Consider the following 16191-nt stretch of genomic DNA (forward strand, 5'->3'; position numbering starts at 1 on the left):
CAAACGATGCGCGGCATATTGGCTACGGTTGCAGTTTTGCTGGGTTTGACCGCTGCGTCTCCGCTGGAGGCGCAGACCCTGAAGATGATGAAGTCGCTCGACGCGCCGCATTATGACGGCCAGCGCACCACCTGGTCGCCCTCCTCCGACATCGTCAACATGATTCAGGATACGCTGGTCGCGATGGACTGGGACGGCAAGACGCCGATCCCCTATCTCGCCAAATCGTGGACGATCAGCGAGGACGGCAAGACCTACGTCTTCAAGCTGCGCGATGACGTGCAATTCTGCAGCGGCAAGAAGTTCACCGCCGCCGACGTGATCTATTCCTTCAAGCGCCTGACCAGTACCGAACTGAAAGCGCCGCTGGCCTGGCGCGCCGGCAACATCAAGGAGTTGCGCGCCCCCGATCCCTACACCGTCGAATACGAACTGAATGAGCCGTTCGCCGACTTGCTGCTCCAGCTCACGATGTTCACCACCGCGATCCACAACCAGGAGAGCGTCGAGGCGCTCGGCAAGGATTACGGCATCAAGGCGATCGACGGCACCGGTCCGTGGTGCTTCGAGAGCTGGCAGCCGCGCACCGAGATCGTGCTCAAGCGCCACGACGCCTACAAATGGGGCCCGTCGATGTACCAGAACAAGGGCCCGGTCAAATTCGAAAAACTCAGCATCAAGATCGTGCCCGAGGATTCCAGCCGTGTCGCCGCGATGCTGGGCGGGCAATTCGACGTCAGCCATCAGATCCCGCTGCAGTTCATCCAGCAGGTCAAGGCCGCGCCCACCCTCAACGTGCAGGAGGCGCAGCCGAACTTTCAGCTGATGTACTACGGCTACAAGACCACGCGGCCGATGGTATCAGACAAGCGGGTGCGCGAGGCGATGAACATCGCGATCAACCGCGCCGATATCGTCAAGGGCATCATGCTCGGCAATGCCGAGCCGGCCTACACCTTCATCGACGACAAGGCGCTCGACTTCGCCGCGTCCACCAAGGGCATCATCAAGGAAGATGTCGAGCGCGCCAAAAAGCTGCTGGACGAAGCCGGCTGGAAGGTCGGCGCCGACGGCATCCGCGAGAAGGACGGCGTCAAGCTCGCGCCGAAGGTGCTGTTCACGCAGGTCGCCTATTTCGGCCGCGTCTCCGAGGCGATCCAGGGCTACATGCGCAAGATCGGCATCGACTGGAAGATCGTCGGCTTCGACTCCACGATCGCGCCGGCCGAGATGGCGAAACAGGACTACGAATTGTGGACGGTGACGTTCCCCTACATATCGGCAGGCGACCTCCTGAACTTCTACTTCGATTCGAAGAACATGCCGGCGCCGAACCGGATGAACTGGAACGACCCCAAGACCGACGAGTATCTGAAGATGGGCCGCGCGTCGCTGACCGAGGCCGATCGCTCCAAATATTACGCGCTGGCCCAGCAGCGGGTCACCGAGGAGCATCTGTGGATGCCGGTGATGAACATCGCGATGTACACGACGAGCCAGAAAAAACTGAAGGGCGTGCGGCCGCACATGCTCTACCAGAACACGTTCTACAAAGGCCTGGATTACTCGTTCTGATGGAAAACCTGCTCGAGGTCCGCGGCTTGAAGACCCATTTTGCCACCGACCGCGGCCTGTTTCGCGCGGTCGACGGCATCAGCTTCAGCGTACCGCGCGGCCGTACCGTTGGCCTGGTCGGCGAATCCGGCTGCGGCAAGAGCGTGACGTCGCTCTCGGTGATGGGCCTGGTGGCGAGCCCGGGCAAGGTCGAGGCCGACGCCGTTATGTTCGGCGACCGCGACGTGCTGAAACTGTCGGCCGACGAGCGCCGCCGGCTGCGCGGCGGCAAAATGTCGATGATCTTCCAGGAGCCGATGACCTCGCTGAACCCGGTGCACACCATCGGCCAGCAGATCGTCGAAGCCATACTCGCCCATACCCAGCTGTCGCCGCAGGCCGCGAAAGCGCGTGCCATCGAGATGCTGGAACTGGTGCGGATTCCATCGGCGAAGCAGCGCATCGACGACTTTCCGCATAATCTGTCGGGCGGCATGCGTCAGCGCGTCATGATCGCGATGGCGCTGTCCTGCGAGCCGGCGCTTCTGATCGCCGACGAGCCGACCACCGCGCTCGACGTCACCATCCAGGCCCAGATCCTCGATCTGCTCGGCGAATTGCAGCGCCGGCTCGGTATGGCGATCCTGATCATCACCCACGATCTCGGCGTGATCGCCGAGGTCGCCGACCAGGTGCTGGTGATGTACGCCGGACAGATCGTCGAAAGCGCTGACGTCGCCGATCTGTTTGCCGATCCGCAGCACCCCTACACGATCGGTCTCTTGGGCTCGATCCCGCGCCTTGACGTTGATCGCGCGCGGCTCGCCACCATCGAAGGCACGGTGCCGAGCCCCAACAACCAGCCGAAGGGCTGCCGCTTCGCGCCGCGCTGCCCGTTCGCCGACCGGCGCTGCCGCGAGGCGCCGCCGCCGCTGCGCGAACTCGCGCCGGGTCACATGGTCGCCTGCTGGAAAGCCCCGGTCGAGGTGGCGTCATGAGCGCGGTCCCGGTGCTGCAGGTCGATGGCCTGGTGAAGCATTTTCAGCTCAGCCGCGGCATCATCCTGCGCAGGCAAGTGGGCCTTGTGCGCGCCGTCGAGGACGTCAGCTTCGAGATCGGCCGCGGCGAGACGCTGGCGCTGGTCGGCGAGTCCGGCTGCGGCAAGTCGACGACCGGACGCCTGGTGCTGCGTCTGATGGACCCGACGGCGGGCTCGGTCCGCTTCAAGGGCGAGGAAATCGCTGACCTCGGCAAGGATGAACTGCGGCGGCTGCGCCGGCACATGCAGATCATCTTCCAGGACCCCTACGCCTCGCTCAATCCGCGCATGACCGTGGGCGAGATTTTGGCCGAACCGCTGCGGGTGCATGACATCGGCGATCCCGCCTCGCGCGAGACGCGGGTGAGCGAGCTTCTCGACATCGTCGGCCTGCTGCCCGAACACGCACGGCGCTATCCGCATCAATTCTCCGGCGGGCAACGCCAGCGCATCGGGATTGCGCGGGCACTGGCCGTCAATCCCGACCTGATCATCTGCGACGAGCCGGTATCGGCGCTCGACGTCTCGATCCAGGCGCAGATCGTCAACCTGCTGCAGAATTTGCAGCAGCGTTTTGGTCTGTCCTATCTATTCATCGCGCATGATCTGGCGGTCGTAAAACACATCAGCGATCGCGTCGCGGTGATGTATCTCGGCAAGCTGGTCGAGATCGCTGACAAGAAGACGATCTACGCAAAGCCGTTGCACCCCTATACCCACGCGCTGCTGTCGGCGATCCCGAAGCCCGACCCGAGCCTGCGCACCAAGCGCGTCATGCTGCAGGGCGACGTGCCGAGCCCGTTCAACCCGCCGTCCGGCTGCCGCTTCCACACGCGCTGCCTGCACGCCCAGCCACGCTGCTCGGCCGAGGAGCCCAAGCTGCGCGAGGCCGCGCCCGGCCATCGCGTCGCCTGTCATTTCTTCGAGACGATCCAGGCCCCCGTCATCGTCGCGCGCGCCGGCGCTGCGAACGGCAAGTTCGCCGAACGGCTGGCCGCCTTTGAAGCGGCCAAGCACGCGCGAACGCCGGCCTGACGGCAATCCGTGGCAGGCAGGATCGGAATTCAGGCCAGGACGGGGCTTGCCTTGTCGTAATGCTTGATAAACACAAACGGGCTGGGCGTGGTTTTTCCCTTACCGCCGCTGACATTGGCGAGTTCGCGATCGGACAGCGCGTCGGTCTGACGGTCCCGCTCGCATGATTCAGCGCGATTGATGACGGTGCTCATGGTGACGGCTCCCTTTCGATCAAGGTCGGATGATTGCTGATGAAGGGGATTTAGCCGCCCGGCCGTCGCCGTCGCTGTGACATCAATCACAGTCACGAGCCTCTCACCGGGGTCAGGATGGTTGGCATCATCCAGTCACCGGAGCGCATCATGACCGCATTTCAGAAACAGCCGAGCGTCGACCAACGGGCCGCCATGAGCAGCGAACTTTGCGCGACCGAACTGGATGCGGTGATTGGCGGCACGTCCTGGTTTGAAGTCCTGAGCAATATTTTCAAAGCGCAGAACGAGACGCTCAAATCCATCGCCGGGAATACTCGGTAAGAAATTGTTGCGTGCGATTGACCGAACCGGAGCCAGCTACTGGTTGACAAGCCAACGAGAGCGGATCGTAATACTACCTAAGATCGAACAACGGGCGAACGGCAGCTGGCGCAACGTCAAGCGGCCCGGCCCCTAAGCGTCTTGAATTCCTAAGCGTCTTGCTTCCTGAACGTGTTGGCTTCGAGGGCAGCGACCGCGGGAAACCGCGGCGCTCAGCAATGGGGAGGATGGTCGTGATTGAATCTCTCATCATTGCCGGCTGGCTGTTGCCGATGATCGGGTTTGTCCTGGTCGGAGGCTATCTGGCCGCGATCGTCAACGCCGTCATTGGCGCGGTGATCCTCCTGATCATTGTCGGCTTCTTCAAGAAGTAGCCCGATCAAGAACCAGCTTCGGCCGTTCGCGCGCGATCTTTGCGCCGCGGCAACGCTGCTGAAAGAGGCGGCCCCAGCGCGGGGGGAGAGCTGAGGCCGCCTTTGGCCGGACGCGACGGGGCTGGTTCGTGTCCGGACGTGCCCGACTAAGCTCCCCGGCAGTTATTTGTTCCCAACAGACGGCGGCGGCAATAATTTCGGGGCATCGGCCGGGAACCCACGGCGACGTCGCGGATTATGAGTTTCGTGGTGGGATGCCCATCATCATCTTGCGGCTGGGGGCCGTTTTCCTGTGACCGGAGCTCGACGACGAATGGATGGTGCCGAAGTACCAGTGAGTTTTGATGTTCCTGCCATCATCCGGAAATGGCCGTCGCTCCACAACGCCCGCCGCCTCGACAGCTCCGGCCCCTATATGGTGTTCGAGGGCACTCTCGATGAGTGCATGAGGGAATTCATGGCCAAGCCTGAATCGACCCGGCACCTGTACGAGATTGTGACAGCGCCGCAGCCGCCAATGATCCCCGAGGTCCTGTCCGCCGAGCACGTCGCCGAGTTGGTGAGGCTGCGCGAATTTCTTTAGCAGCAGCGGGCTTACCAGCGTTGACGCGCCTTAGGGCCAGAAAATTCATTAACCAGCGAGCGCTATGGTTCGGGCAATCGCGGACGGCTCAAGACCCCCCGCGAGACGTAAATGCGTAGGGAAACCCACCGCCTCAACCCGGTGGGTTTTTCCGTCGGAAGGGCGTCGCCAATGTCATTATCATCAGCCAAGAATTATGCGCTGCGCGCGGAGCGCTGTCAGGACGCCAAGGAAGCCGCCGACCTTCTGGCAAAGGCGATCCTGGAATTGGCGGCATCGATCGAAGCCACCGATGCAAAAGTGAAGAAGATGAACAAGTCGGGTTGAGATTCCGCTTCCCACCCCGGCGGCCCGCAATCGGGCGCGCCGGTTCCCCGTTTACGTTAAAATCACATCCTCGACCACGCCGAACGGCCCGGTGCTAATGATTCCTTAACGAGGGAATTATGATCAACGGACGCAGAAACGCAGTCGTCGGACTGACCACGATTTTCACTTTTGTGATCGTCGAACTGGCCGTGGTCGTTTGCGCGGTCGGATTGGTGCTCGAACTGGTGTTCGACGTGGACGTTCCGCTTCTTGCTTTCAACGACGAGTGAGGCAGAGGACGGCGGCCCTCATCCGCGGACCGGCTGCGAGAATAAGTCCACCACCGAAATTGAAGTCATGGGGGCTGTCTAGGCTAGCAGTCAAAGCATTGCCAAGTCCGCGTATGCACCGATGTTACTTCCGCATTACGCCTCGGCCCGAGCGGCCTCATATCAATTAGTCCGCTACTCGATCACCTTGTCGGCCATGAGCAGCACCGACTCCGGAATGGTCAATCCAAGCCCTTTGGCTGTGCGGAGGTTCACGACGAACAGAAATTTTGTGGGCTGCTCGACGGGTATCTCGGCTGGCTTCCCGCCCTTGAGAATACGATCGACGTATCGGGCGGCTAAACTGAAAAAACCTGGGACATCAGGGCCGTAACTCATCAAGCCGCCCTCCGTCACGTAGGTGTTCACCTGATAAATGGTCGGCAATCCGGATTTAAGGGCGATACCAGGAATGGCCGGACGCACTGGGTCTGCTAGAACATACACAGCGTCGCAGTTAGCGGACTTCATTTCCGCAAATGCCCTTTCCAGGTCGTCAGGATTTGGCGCGACAAAGCCCTCTGCGAAAATGGCCATTGAGGCGGCAGCCTGTTTGGCGACCTCCAACAGGCGCGGATGGGTTGGATTATTCGAGATCAAGACTCCGATCATTTTTACGTTCGGAAGAACCAGACGGATTATGTCCAGCGTCTTCGTCGTGGTATCGCCGAACATGTTTGCCACGCCAGTGATGTTTCCACCCGGCCGAGCAAAGCTCTCGACGAATCCGGAGCCAACAGGATCGCTCGCCGGGGACATCACAATCGGAATAGTCGACGTCGCCTTCTGTGCGGCCGCGACGGCTGGTGTGGCCTCTGCAACGATGACATCTGGCCTCAGGCCAACCACCTCTTTCAGGAGATCGGGTAGGATGGCGTAGTGCCCATTCGCGGCGCGGACATCGAGGATGAGGTTCTTACCCTCTTCATAGCCCAGCTGCCGAAGCGCTTCCCTTAAGATCGGTACGGCTATAGTGGTTCTGCCAGAGCCGACGTAGGCCACGCGCCACTGCCGCGAACGATCCGCCTTCGCCGCTCCGGCCACCAAGAGACCAAGACAAGCCGTCAGCATTCGGCGGCGGGCGATCGGTCGACGCATGAGCCAGCGCTCCACGTTGATGGATGAGACTAGCCCAGATACGCCTAAGAGAAATAAATTCTTGATGTCTACAAGATCATACCACCCACGGAGGTGTTGGGAGCTCTCCGGTGGTTTCAGGTAGTAGAAAGCTCCCATGTTGGGGCTTTTAATGGTCGGAGCGAGAGGATTTGAACCTCCGACCCCTAGTCTCCCAGACTAGTGCGCTAACCGGGCTGCGCCACGCTCCGATGCCGTTCCATTAGCTGCGATCGGCGCCCCGCGCAAGGCGCGCGATCCGCACCGTAAACGAGCTGCATTCGACCCCAAAAAACACCCGCCTAACGCCGGTTCCGGCCCTGCCCTCAGCCATCCTTCAGCGCGTTATCCAGCAATTGCCGGCAGGCCACCAGGTCCTGCAGCACGCGTTCGAGGCGTTCGCGGTCGGGGCCGCCTACCGGGCCGGGCGCGGCAGCCGCCTTGCCCTTGCCGAAGGGGGCGAGGAAACCGTCCTCATCGGTATCGACGAAGCGGTAGTCGATTTCCGTGGCTTCGCCCTCGTAATCATCGTCATCGGATCCGGCGAGCGCACCTGCGCCCTCCTCGGGCTCCTGCAGGCTGAGGCCGATCGCCTCCTCGACCGCGCCGAACGAGACGGCAGAGTTCTGGTCGCTCAGACCCTGCACCGATTTGACGCCGTGTTCTTTCAGGATCCGCTGCACACCGCGGATGGTGTAGCCCTCGCCGTACAGCAGGCGGCGGATGCCCTTGAGCAGATCGACGTCGTCGGGGCGGTAATAGCGCCGCCCGCCGCTTCGCTTCATCGGCTTGATCTGAGTGAATCGCGTTTCCCAAAATCGCAGCACATGCTGGGGAATATCGAGATCGTCCGCGACCTCGCTGATGGTACGGAACGCATCCGGCGCCTTGTCCAAATGCCAGCTCCTCTCAGCTCTAGAGAATGAAGAGAAACTCTAAACGCCTAACATGACTATCTTCACGCGCATTCTTGACGCGAACTGAACTTCGCCTCGCGCTGAAAACGCCTCAATCGTCCTTGGCATCACCGTTGGTCACCGCGTGACCATTGATGCGCTGCTTCAAAATAGCCGACGGCTTGAACACCATCACGCGTCGCGGAGAGATTGGTACTTCGGTGCCGGTCTTCGGGTTACGTCCGATCCGTTGACCCTTCTTGCGCACCATGAACGAGCCGAACGACGACAGCTTCACCGTCTCGCCCTTCTCAAGACAATCGGTGATCTCTTTCAAAACGAGTTCGACGAACGCAGACGACTCCGTTCGCGACAAGCCCACCTTCTGGTAGACCGCCTCGCACAAATCAACGCGTGTGACTGTTTTTCCTGTCCCGGTCATCGCCTGCCCCGCACTCTCGGCGAACAATTTATTCCCTGAAATTATGAGGTTAGCACGCAATGGTCAACAGCCACCATCATGCACACGCATGAAACAGCACAACCACTTTGTAGGGTATTTTACTTAAGGCTCACCAGCGGACGAGCGCGGAACCCCAGGTGAAGCCGCCACCCATCGCTTCCAGCAGCACCAGATCGCCCTTCTTGACGCGTCCGTCCTTGACCGCGACGTTGAGCGCCAGCGGGATCGACGCCGCCGACGTATTGCCGTGCAGATCGACGGTCAGAACCACCTTCTGCGGCGCAATATGCAGCTTATGCGCCGAAGCATCGATGATTCGCTTGTTGGCCTGATGCGGGACGAACCAGTCGATCTCCTCGGCGGAAGCCCCGGTGGCGTTGAACGCATCGACGATCACATCGGTGATCATGCCGACCGCGTGCTTGAAGACTTCGCGGCCCTCCATGCGGAGGTGGCCGACGGTCTGGGTCGAAGACGGCCCGCCATCGACAAACAGCTTTGACTTATGCCGTCCGTCGGAACGCAGATGCGTGGTCAGGATGCCACGGTCGGTCGGCTTGCCGGGCTGGTCCTGGGCCTCGAGCACGACGGCGCCGGCGCCGTCGCCGAACAGCACGCAGGTACCGCGGTCGCTCCAGTCGAGAATGCGCGAGAACGTTTCCGCACCGATCACCAGCGCCCGCTTGTGCGAGCCCGAGCGCAGGAAATTGTCGGCGGTCGCCAGCGCAAAGATGAAGCCGGAGCAGACCGCCTGCAGGTCGAAGGCGACGCCGTGATTGATGCCTAGCGCGTGCTGGACCGCAACCGCGGTCGCCGGAAAGGTGTTGTCCGGCGTCGACGTCGCCAGCACGATCAGATCGATTTGCTGCGCGTCGATGCCGGCATGGTCGAGCGCGGCGCGCGCGGCGTTGATCGCCAAATGCGAGGTGAACTCGCCGTCCGCGGCGATATGGCGCTGCCGGATACCGGTGCGCTGCACGATCCACTCGTCCGACGTATCGATCCGATCAGCCAGTTCGGCATTGGTCAGGACCTTCCGCGGCAGATAGGAGCCGCAGCCTAGCACGACCGAACGTTTAGCAGTCACGAGACAGCCTCCTGCGCGGTTTGCGCTTGAGCCAGCGCACTGCCGTCGCGATTAAGCATCTGATTGATCTTGGTGAGGAGATCGCAGCGGACCATCTCATAGCCAACATCGACCGCGTAAGCAAAGCCTTCGGCGTTGGTTCCACCATGGCTTTTGACCACCACGCCCTTGAGGCCGAGCAGCACGCCGCCATTGGATTTATTGGGGTCGAGCTTGTGCCGCAAGGCCGTGAAGGCGTTGCGGGCGAACAAATAGCCGATACGGGACCGCCAGCTCGACGCCATGGCGCTGCGGAGGAACTCCGACATCTGGCGCGCGGTTCCCTCGGCGGCCTTCAGCGCGATGTTGCCGGAAAAGCCTTCGGTCACGATCACGTCGGCGGCGCCCTTGCCGATCCCGTCGCCCTCGACGAAGCCGATATAGTCGAGCTCCGGCAGGTTCATCGCGCGCAGCTGTTCGGAGGCGGCGCGGATTTCCTCGCCGCCCTTCACTTCCTCGGTCCCGATATTGAGCAGGCCGACGGTCGGGCGCGGCTTGCCGAACAGCACGCTCGCCATCGCGCCGCCCATCACCGCCAGCGCCACCAGATGATGATGGTCGCCGCCGATGCTGGCGCCGAGGTCAAGCACGACGGAATCGCCGCGCATCGTCGGCCACACGCCGGCAATGGCCGGCCGATCGATCCCCGGCATGGTGTGCAAATGAAAGCGCGCCATCGCCATCAGCGCGCCGGTATTGCCGGCAGATACCGCGACGTCGGCCTTGCCCTCTTTCACTGCGTCGATCGCAAACCACATCGACGACTTCTTGCGGCCGCGGCGCAGTGCCTGGCTCGGCTTGTCGTGCATGCTGACGGTGACGTCGGTATGGGTGACACGCGAGGCCTTCTTCATGGCCGGATGTTTGGCGAGCTCCGCCTCGATCAGCGCGCTGTCGCCGTACAGCAGAAACTCGATGTCGGGATGCCGGGCCAATGCCCTTGCAGCGCCGGGAATGATGACCGATGCGCCGACATCGCCACCCATGGCGTCAAGCGCGATTCGAACCTTTTGAGGCATGAACGTCCCGGAAACCTGATCTCTTGCAGCCCTGTTAGAGCCCGGCCGCGCGCTGGAAGCATCCGCCGATAGCGGTGCTCGGCGGAGCGCATCGCTATCGCCCCCGCCGGGCCGCGACAATAGCGTGTCCCCGTTCTGACACAACCTCTTGACCACGGTCTTTGGGGAATGGGACCCAGCACCGCCCGCAATCGGGAATACAATGTAATATTAGCAAATTCAGTATGTTATGCAAGATTCCTGATGAGGCATCAGAGCCACATCAAGTGAAATCCTGCTTCACCGGCCACTTTAAGTGTCGGTTACTTGTCTTTGGGCTTCTTTGAGCCCGACTTTTTCGGCGTAACCTTTAGCGCCTTGAGCGCCGCAAATGGGTGATCCTCGGGGTCAGGGGCTTCGACCAAGGGTTCAAAAACCGCGTCCGGTTTGCGCGGATAGGGATCGACCGCGAGATACAGCGCGTCGGTCGCAAGCCGGCCGAGATCGATGATGCCGTTGTCGATCGGCTCCGGCGGATCGGGCGTGTCCTCGTCGCTCTCTTCAGCCTCGTCGACCAGCGCGGCCATCTGCGGAATCTGGTCCGGCGGCGCGAAGATCAGATCGATCGGCTCGTCGATATCGCTCTCCATCTCCTCCAGCGTCACCACGCAGGTCTGCCCGATCCGCGCCCGCACGCGCCCCTCGACCTGAAAGCGGCCGCCGCTTTTGGGTATCACGTCGAACGAGGCCTGCAGCATCAGCACCTCGCGCAGGCTTCCCATATCCGCCACCGCAACACGCGTGGCCTGATCGGCCTCGAGGTCGCGATGCAGACCCGTGTCCGGAATTTTCTCCACCGCGACGGGAACGCGCCACGGGTCCGGCTTCTCGATCATGGCACTCTTGGTCATCGCCGTTTGCTCATGCTTGTGCGCCGGCCTGCTCCGGCGAAGGAAACTTGAAAGTGCCGTCGGCCAGCGCCGCCTCGTCCTGCCGGTCGAGCGCCGCCATGGCGGCCTCGGCATAGGCTGCGAGCTGGCGGGCCTTTTCGATGTTCTCACCGTTGAGGACGTTCTTGCACAGCGCCTGTGCCAGGGCTTCGCGGCCCTCGGTCAGCGCCAGATCATAGGCTGCGGTGCGGCCATAGAAGGCCTCACCGAAGGCCTGCATCTTTTTCGGCACTTTGAGGTCGCTGACGCCCAGTTCGCGCAGATTATCGTCCATATCGTTGCAAAAATGGTCGAACAGCGCCTGCGACAGACCCTTGCCCTCCGGGACCGATTTGAGCCGCCGCAACACCAGCCACAAATGCATCAGAAGCAGGTCAAAACGGCCGTTAACCGTGTCCGGGACGCCCAAGTCCCGATAAAACAACGGTTCTCGCGCCTGCGTCACGATCATGCCATAGATGGCTTCAATGGTGCCGCGCGGGGCGGACCGGGGTTTCCTGAAGTGATTGAACGGCCAAAGCATTGTGGGTTCCGCATGCGAGCCCCAAAGGTTTCCGCCATGAAGGTTTCGGCCTTCAGGGTTTCAGCTTCGGGCGCCCGCGCATGTTGCAATCCTGCGTGCTGCCCGGTACGTCAACGCCTCGCGCGATGCAAGGGGACGGGATCGATTCCGGAATGACCGAGACGGGCCAACCAAGCTCATGCGCGCCCTCGCCGCGCCGCCAGACCGCGCGCTGGCGCGGTTTTCGCGGCTTTGCGGCCATGGCACTGCTCTGCGCCGCGCTCGGCGGCTGCACCGGCGAGCAATTCCAGAAGGGCTATATCCTGCCCCCCGGCGCGCTGGAACAGATCCCGATCGGCGCCAGCCAGGACCAGGTGCTGATCGTGATGGGCACGCCCTCCACGGTCGCGACCCTGAACGGCGAGGTGTTCTACTACATTTCACAGCGCTCCGAGCGCAAGGTCGCCTTCATGAACCAGCAGGTCGTCGACCAGCGGGTGATCGCGATCTATTTCGACAAGAATCGCCAGGTGCAGCGGCTCGCCAATTACGGGCTGCAGGACGGCAAGATCTTCGACTTCATCAGCCGCACCACGCCGACCTCAGGCCAGGAGCTCAGCTACCTGACGCCGCTGTTCAAGCTGCTCAGCTTTAACTAAGCCCTCCCGTGTCCCGGACGCGGTGCAGCACCCTTGGGCTGCTCCGCAGAGCCGGGACCCATCTGCCGCTTCGTGGACCCTGCATCAGCGCAGCGCCCTGCGCCAAGTCGTCCGCTTGCCCTGCGCGTGCGCGCTGCCTACGGTCGCCTGCAAAATAAAAACCCCGCAGGGAGTGACCTAGTGACCAGCCGATCTTTTTCCCGCCGCCATATTCTGACCGGAGCCGCCGCGCTCTCCACTGCGGCCATACTGCCGCGCAGCAGCCTGGGCGCCGACTGGCGGCCCACCGAAACCGTCCGCCTGATCGTGCCGGCCGCGCCGGGAGGCACCACGGACGTGATGGGGCGCTTGCTGGCGGCTCATTTGCAGAAGGCCTGGGGCCAGTCCGCGGTAGTGGAAAACCGCTCCGGCGGCGGCGGCACCATCGGCACCGCCGAAGCCGTACGCAGCAAGGGCGACGGGCACACGATCCTGGTCGGCAATCCCGGCCCTAACGCCATCGCCTACACCATCTTCCGGAATATGACCTACAAGGCCGACCAGTTGCAGCCGGTCTCCAACCTGATCCGGATTCCCAACATCATCTCGGCGCACCCCTCGGTGCCGGTCAAGTCGATCGGCGACCTGATTGCCTACATCAAGGCCAATCCGGACAAGCTGACCTACGGCTCCTCCGGCATCGGGCAGAGCCCTCACCTCACCGGCGCCTGGTTCCTGCAATTGACGAAATTGAAGATGGTGCATGTGCCGTTCCGCGGCGCCGGGCCGGCACTGCAGGCCGCGCTCGCCGGCGACATCCAGGTGCTGTTCGACAATCTCTATCCGACGCTGCCGCAGGTGCAGGATGGCAAGCTCACCGGGCTGGCGGTGACCACGACCGAGCGCAGCGCGCTGGCGCCCAACATTCCGACCATGCGCGAGAGCGCACCGGAGCTCGCCAAGTTCGACGTATCGTCCTGGTTCGGCATTTTCCTGCCGAAGGCCGCCCCCGCCCCCGTCCTCGATGCCCTTAACAAGGAAATCAAGGTGTTCCTGGAGCGCGAGGACATCAAGGAAAGCATGGCCAAGATCGGCGCGCGCACCGACTACGGCACACCGCAGCAGTTTTCCGACTTCATCCAGGCGGAGACGGACAAGTTCGGCGCCATCATCAAGCAGGAAGGCCTGCAGATGGACGCCGGCTGAGAGGCGTAACTCCCGCGGCGCTCGATCCGCGCACGCAGCCGTCATCCCCGCGCAACGGCAAAGCCGTTGTCGCTAGAGGAGCCGCGCTTGCGGCGTCTCGAAGGATGGCCACACACACCTGCCAAGTCATCCTTCGAGGCTCGCAAGAGCTCGCACCTCAGGATGACGCCGGGCAAAAAAGAAAAACCCCGCGGCTCGCACCGCGGGGTTTTATTTTGATCGGCTCAGCGCCGCTCAGTGCGCCAGGATCGCCAGCAGCAACAGCGCCACGATGTTGGTGATCTTGATCATCGGGTTGACGGCGGGGCCGGCCGTATCCTTGTAGGGATCGCCGACGGTGTCGCCGGTCACCGCCGCCTTGTGCGCGTCGGAGCCCTTGCCGCCGTAATGGCCGTCCTCGATGTACTTCTTGGCGTTGTCCCAGGCGCCGCCGCCCGAGGTCATCGAGATCGCGACGAACAGGCCGGTCACGATCACGCCGAGCAGCATGGCGCCGACGGCCGAGAACGCCGCCGACTTGCCGGCCGCGCCGCCGCCCGCGATTGCGAAGATCACGAAGTAGACGAAGATCGGCGACAGCACCGGCAGCAGCGACGGAATGATCATTTCCTTGATCGCCGCCTTGGTCAAAAGGTCGACCGCGCGGCCGTAATCCGGCTTGTCGGTGCCCTGCATGATGCCAGGCTTTTCGCGGAACTGACGCCGCACTTCCTCGACGATCGCGCCGGCCGCACGGCCGACGGCCGTCATGCCCATCGCGCCGAACAGATACGGCAGCAGGCCGCCGAACAAGAGGCCGACCACGACGTAGGGGTTGTTCAGCGAGAAGTCGGGCAGCACGCCCTGGAAGTACGGATACTTCGCGGCATTGGCGATGAAGAATTTGAGGTCTTCATTGTAGGCCGCGAACAGCACCAGCGCGCCGAGACCGGCCGAGCCGATCGCGTAACCCTTGGTGACCGCCTTGGTGGTGTTGCCGACCGCGTCGAGCGCGTCGGTCGACTTGCGGACTTCTTTCGGCAGGCCGGCCATTTCGGCGATGCCGCCGGCGTTGTCGGTGACGGGGCCGAAGGCGTCGAGCGCCACGATCATGCCGGCCAGCGCCAGCATGGTGGTGGTCGCGATCGCGATGCCGAACAGGCCGGCAAGGCTGTAGGTGACGAGGATGCCGGCGATGATGACGATCGCGGGCATCGCGGTCGATTCCATCGAGATCGCCAGACCCTGGATCACGTTGGTGCCGTGACCGGTGACCGAGGACTTCGCGATCGACTTCACCGGACGGTAGTCGGTGCCGGTATAGTACTCGGTGATCCAGATGATCAGGCCGGTGACGACGAGGCCGACGATGCCGCACTGGAACAGCGCCATGCCGGTGTACTTCACGCCCGCCAGCGGACCGAAGCCGATCAGCCAATGGATGACAGCAGCAACGCCAAACAGCGACAGGATGCCGGTCGCGATCAGGCCCTTGTAGAGCGCACCCATGATCGACTGGCTGGCGCCGAGCTTGACGAAGAAGGTACCGATGATCGAGGTGATGATGCAGACGCCGCCAATGGCGAGCGGCAGCGTCATCATGTTGACCAGCAGCGGCGAGGTCGCGAAGAAGATCGCAGCCAGCACCATGGTGGCGACCGCGGTCACCGCATAGGTCTCGAACAGGTCGGCGGCCATGCCGGCGCAGTCACCGACGTTGTCGCCGACGTTGTCGGCGATGGTCGCGGGGTTGCGCGGATCATCCTCGGGAATGCCGGCCTCAACCTTGCCGACGAGATCGCCGCCGACATCAGCACCCTTGGTGAAGATGCCGCCGCCGAGACGGGCGAAGATCGAGATCAGCGAGGCGCCGAAGCCGAGTGCGACCAGCGCGTCGACCACGACGCGGTCGTTGGCCTTGAGGCCCAGCATCTGGGTCAGATAGGCAAAGTAGATGGTGACGCCGAGCAGTGCGAGGCCCGCCACCAGCATGCCGGTGATCGCACCGGCCTTGAAGGCGAGTTCAAGTCCGCCGGCCAGCGAGGTGGTCGCGGCCTGCGCGGTACGCACGTTGGCGCGAACCGACACGTTCATGCCGATGAAGCCGGCAGCGCCCGACAGCACCGCGCCGATCAGAAAGCCCACGCCGACCTTCATGCCGAGGAACCAGACCAGCAGCGCGAAGATCACGACGCCGACCATGCCGATCGTCATGTACTGCCGCTTCAGGTAGGCCTGTGCGCCCTCGGCGACCGCGGCTGCGATCTCCTGCATGCGCGGATTGCCGGCGTCCGCCTTCAACACGGAAGCCGTCGCCCAGATCGCGTAAACAATCGAAAGCGCTCCGCAGAGCACAATCACCCATAATGCTGTCATTGAATTTGCCTCGCCTCAGACCTTGATGTTCCCCCGCCACACCGCGAGCGCGGCAAGCGCATAAAAAGGAGGCCTTCCCCGCCCAAAAGGGTGGCCCCTCAAATCGCCGGGACCTTGCCAAAATCGTTTCCCCGGCGCAACGCCGCGGAGGCCAGAAACCGTCTATTTTTGAAAGGAATCCCCGGGAACGACGGCTGGTG

19 protein-coding genes and 1 tRNA gene are annotated in these 16191 nt (G+C 62.6%); 10 read left to right on the forward strand and 10 right to left on the reverse strand.

The window, feature by feature from the left end; translation table 11 throughout:
• The first annotated feature begins 6 nt into the window (after positions 1 to 6).
• The 3 genes from JQ574_RS30360 to JQ574_RS30370 are packed head-to-tail and all read left to right on the forward strand — an operon-like array spanning position 7 to position 3628.
• Positions 7 to 1575, forward strand: coding sequence for an ABC transporter substrate-binding protein (locus JQ574_RS30360; protein ID WP_212208163.1), 1569 nt, complete (start codon positions 7 to 9; stop codon positions 1573 to 1575).
• Positions 1575 to 2552 carry an ABC transporter ATP-binding protein gene (locus JQ574_RS30365; RefSeq protein ID WP_212208164.1) on the forward strand — a complete coding sequence of 326 codons (978 nt, stop codon included), beginning with the start codon at positions 1575 to 1577 and terminating at the stop codon, positions 2550 to 2552. Before JQ574_RS30360 ends, JQ574_RS30365 begins: the two co-directional genes overlap by 1 nt.
• The gene (locus JQ574_RS30370) at positions 2549 to 3628 is read left to right on the forward strand and encodes an ABC transporter ATP-binding protein (RefSeq protein WP_212208165.1); all 1080 of its coding nucleotides are present in this window, start codon (positions 2549 to 2551) and stop codon (positions 3626 to 3628) included. Before JQ574_RS30365 ends, JQ574_RS30370 begins: the two co-directional genes overlap by 4 nt.
• 29 nt (positions 3629 to 3657) lie before the next feature.
• Here JQ574_RS30370 and JQ574_RS30375 read toward each other — a convergent pair whose 3' ends face one another.
• Entirely contained in the window at positions 3658 to 3822 is a 165-nt protein-coding gene (locus tag JQ574_RS30375) for a hypothetical protein (RefSeq protein WP_212208166.1), read from the reverse strand.
• Positions 3823 to 3972: 150 nt separating this feature from the next.
• Here JQ574_RS30375 and JQ574_RS30380 point away from each other — a divergent pair, with 150 nt between their 5' ends.
• The 5 genes from JQ574_RS30380 (at position 3973) to JQ574_RS30400 (ending at position 5702) form a co-directional block, all read left to right on the forward strand.
• A complete protein-coding gene (locus tag JQ574_RS30380; RefSeq protein ID WP_212208167.1) occupies positions 3973 to 4146 on the forward strand; it encodes a hypothetical protein in 174 nt (57 codons plus the stop codon).
• Positions 4147 to 4379: 233 nt separating this feature from the next.
• Positions 4380 to 4520, forward strand: a complete 141-nt coding sequence (locus JQ574_RS30385) for a GlsB/YeaQ/YmgE family stress response membrane protein (RefSeq protein ID WP_409363389.1) — start codon at positions 4380 to 4382, stop codon at positions 4518 to 4520.
• Positions 4521 to 4833: 313 nt separating this feature from the next.
• Entirely contained in the window at positions 4834 to 5103 is a 270-nt protein-coding gene (locus JQ574_RS30390; RefSeq protein WP_212208169.1) for a hypothetical protein, read from the forward strand.
• A 171-nt stretch (positions 5104 to 5274) separates the two neighbouring features.
• Positions 5275 to 5430 (forward strand): hypothetical protein, encoded by a 156-nt coding sequence (locus tag JQ574_RS30395; RefSeq protein ID WP_192733559.1) that lies wholly within the window; start codon positions 5275 to 5277, stop codon positions 5428 to 5430.
• Positions 5431 to 5549: 119 nt separating this feature from the next.
• Complete coding sequence (locus JQ574_RS30400; protein WP_212208170.1) at positions 5550 to 5702, forward strand: hypothetical protein; 153 nt, start codon at positions 5550 to 5552, stop codon at positions 5700 to 5702.
• A gap of 174 nt (positions 5703 to 5876) precedes the next feature.
• Here the strand turns inward: JQ574_RS30400 and JQ574_RS30405 are convergent, their stop codons facing one another.
• The 8 genes from JQ574_RS30405 to JQ574_RS30440 all read right to left on the reverse strand — a co-directional run bounded on the left by JQ574_RS30405 (position 5877) and on the right by JQ574_RS30440 (position 11813).
• Complete coding sequence (locus JQ574_RS30405) at positions 5877 to 6839, reverse strand: ABC transporter substrate-binding protein (protein ID WP_212208171.1); 963 nt, start codon at positions 6837 to 6839, stop codon at positions 5877 to 5879.
• Between the two features lie 152 nt (positions 6840 to 6991).
• Positions 6992 to 7069 (reverse strand) — tRNA-Pro (locus tag JQ574_RS30410).
• Positions 7070 to 7183: 114 nt separating this feature from the next.
• Positions 7184 to 7753 carry a MerR family transcriptional regulator gene (locus tag JQ574_RS30415; protein ID WP_212208172.1) on the reverse strand — a complete coding sequence of 190 codons (570 nt, stop codon included), beginning with the start codon at positions 7751 to 7753 and terminating at the stop codon, positions 7184 to 7186.
• Between the two features lie 112 nt (positions 7754 to 7865).
• A complete protein-coding gene (locus tag JQ574_RS30420) occupies positions 7866 to 8195 on the reverse strand; it encodes an integration host factor subunit alpha (RefSeq protein WP_192734233.1) in 330 nt (109 codons plus the stop codon).
• Between the two features lie 130 nt (positions 8196 to 8325).
• A complete protein-coding gene (locus JQ574_RS30425; RefSeq protein ID WP_212208173.1) occupies positions 8326 to 9303 on the reverse strand; it encodes a beta-ketoacyl-ACP synthase III in 978 nt (325 codons plus the stop codon).
• Positions 9300 to 10361: a phosphate acyltransferase PlsX gene (gene plsX / locus JQ574_RS30430; RefSeq protein WP_212208174.1), complete on the reverse strand. Its 1062-nt coding sequence runs from the start codon at positions 10359 to 10361 to the stop codon at positions 9300 to 9302. Before plsX ends, JQ574_RS30425 begins: the two co-directional genes overlap by 4 nt.
• A gap of 302 nt (positions 10362 to 10663) precedes the next feature.
• Positions 10664 to 11251 (reverse strand): DUF177 domain-containing protein, encoded by a 588-nt coding sequence (locus JQ574_RS30435; protein WP_212208175.1) that lies wholly within the window; start codon positions 11249 to 11251, stop codon positions 10664 to 10666.
• Positions 11252 to 11261: 10 nt separating this feature from the next.
• Complete coding sequence (locus JQ574_RS30440; protein WP_212208176.1) at positions 11262 to 11813, reverse strand: ubiquinol-cytochrome C chaperone family protein; 552 nt, start codon at positions 11811 to 11813, stop codon at positions 11262 to 11264.
• 152 nt (positions 11814 to 11965) lie between these two features.
• Between JQ574_RS30440 and JQ574_RS30445 the strand changes: the two genes are divergently transcribed.
• Together JQ574_RS30445 and JQ574_RS30450 are read left to right on the forward strand one after the other, a co-directional pair.
• The gene (locus tag JQ574_RS30445) at positions 11966 to 12451 is read left to right on the forward strand and encodes an outer membrane protein assembly factor BamE (protein WP_212208177.1); all 486 of its coding nucleotides are present in this window, start codon (positions 11966 to 11968) and stop codon (positions 12449 to 12451) included.
• A gap of 180 nt (positions 12452 to 12631) precedes the next feature.
• Positions 12632 to 13636 (forward strand): tripartite tricarboxylate transporter substrate binding protein, encoded by a 1005-nt coding sequence (locus JQ574_RS30450; protein ID WP_212208178.1) that lies wholly within the window; start codon positions 12632 to 12634, stop codon positions 13634 to 13636.
• A gap of 234 nt (positions 13637 to 13870) precedes the next feature.
• On the opposite strand, the gene JQ574_RS30455 is transcribed toward JQ574_RS30450, so the two are convergent.
• Positions 13871 to 15991: a sodium-translocating pyrophosphatase gene (locus JQ574_RS30455; RefSeq protein ID WP_212208179.1), complete on the reverse strand. Its 2121-nt coding sequence runs from the start codon at positions 15989 to 15991 to the stop codon at positions 13871 to 13873.
• Positions 15992 to 16191 lie beyond the last annotated feature (200 nt).

Origin of the sequence: Bradyrhizobium sp. AUGA SZCCT0158 (assembly GCF_018130065.1) — a bacterium.
In the GTDB taxonomy this organism is placed as follows: Bacteria; Pseudomonadota; Alphaproteobacteria; order Rhizobiales; family Xanthobacteraceae; genus Bradyrhizobium.

Excerpts from the sequence above, each read along its gene's own strand:
- JQ574_RS30445 (WP_212208177.1), top strand. The coding sequence starts at position 11,966 with ATGACCGAGACGGGCCAACCAAGCTCATGCGCGCCCTCGCCGCGCCGC.
- plsX (WP_212208174.1), bottom strand. The coding sequence starts at position 10,361 with ATGCCTCAAAAGGTTCGAATCGCGCTTGACGCCATGGGTGGCGATGTC.
- JQ574_RS30435 (WP_212208175.1), bottom strand. The coding sequence starts at position 11,251 with ATGACCAAGAGTGCCATGATCGAGAAGCCGGACCCGTGGCGCGTTCCC.
- JQ574_RS30440 (WP_212208176.1), bottom strand. The coding sequence starts at position 11,813 with ATGCTTTGGCCGTTCAATCACTTCAGGAAACCCCGGTCCGCCCCGCGC.
- JQ574_RS30380 (WP_212208167.1), top strand. The coding sequence starts at position 3,973 with ATGACCGCATTTCAGAAACAGCCGAGCGTCGACCAACGGGCCGCCATG.
- JQ574_RS30400 (WP_212208170.1), top strand. The coding sequence starts at position 5,550 with ATGATCAACGGACGCAGAAACGCAGTCGTCGGACTGACCACGATTTTC.
- JQ574_RS30390 (WP_212208169.1), top strand. The coding sequence starts at position 4,834 with ATGGATGGTGCCGAAGTACCAGTGAGTTTTGATGTTCCTGCCATCATC.
- JQ574_RS30455 (WP_212208179.1), bottom strand. The coding sequence starts at position 15,991 with ATGACAGCATTATGGGTGATTGTGCTCTGCGGAGCGCTTTCGATTGTT.
- JQ574_RS30365 (WP_212208164.1), top strand. The coding sequence starts at position 1,575 with ATGGAAAACCTGCTCGAGGTCCGCGGCTTGAAGACCCATTTTGCCACC.
- JQ574_RS30420 (WP_192734233.1), bottom strand. The coding sequence starts at position 8,195 with ATGACCGGGACAGGAAAAACAGTCACACGCGTTGATTTGTGCGAGGCG.
- JQ574_RS30360 (WP_212208163.1), top strand. The coding sequence starts at position 7 with ATGCGCGGCATATTGGCTACGGTTGCAGTTTTGCTGGGTTTGACCGCT.
- JQ574_RS30405 (WP_212208171.1), bottom strand. The coding sequence starts at position 6,839 with ATGCGTCGACCGATCGCCCGCCGCCGAATGCTGACGGCTTGTCTTGGT.
- JQ574_RS30395 (WP_192733559.1), top strand. The coding sequence starts at position 5,275 with ATGTCATTATCATCAGCCAAGAATTATGCGCTGCGCGCGGAGCGCTGT.
- JQ574_RS30370 (WP_212208165.1), top strand. The coding sequence starts at position 2,549 with ATGAGCGCGGTCCCGGTGCTGCAGGTCGATGGCCTGGTGAAGCATTTT.
- JQ574_RS30375 (WP_212208166.1), bottom strand. The coding sequence starts at position 3,822 with ATGAGCACCGTCATCAATCGCGCTGAATCATGCGAGCGGGACCGTCAG.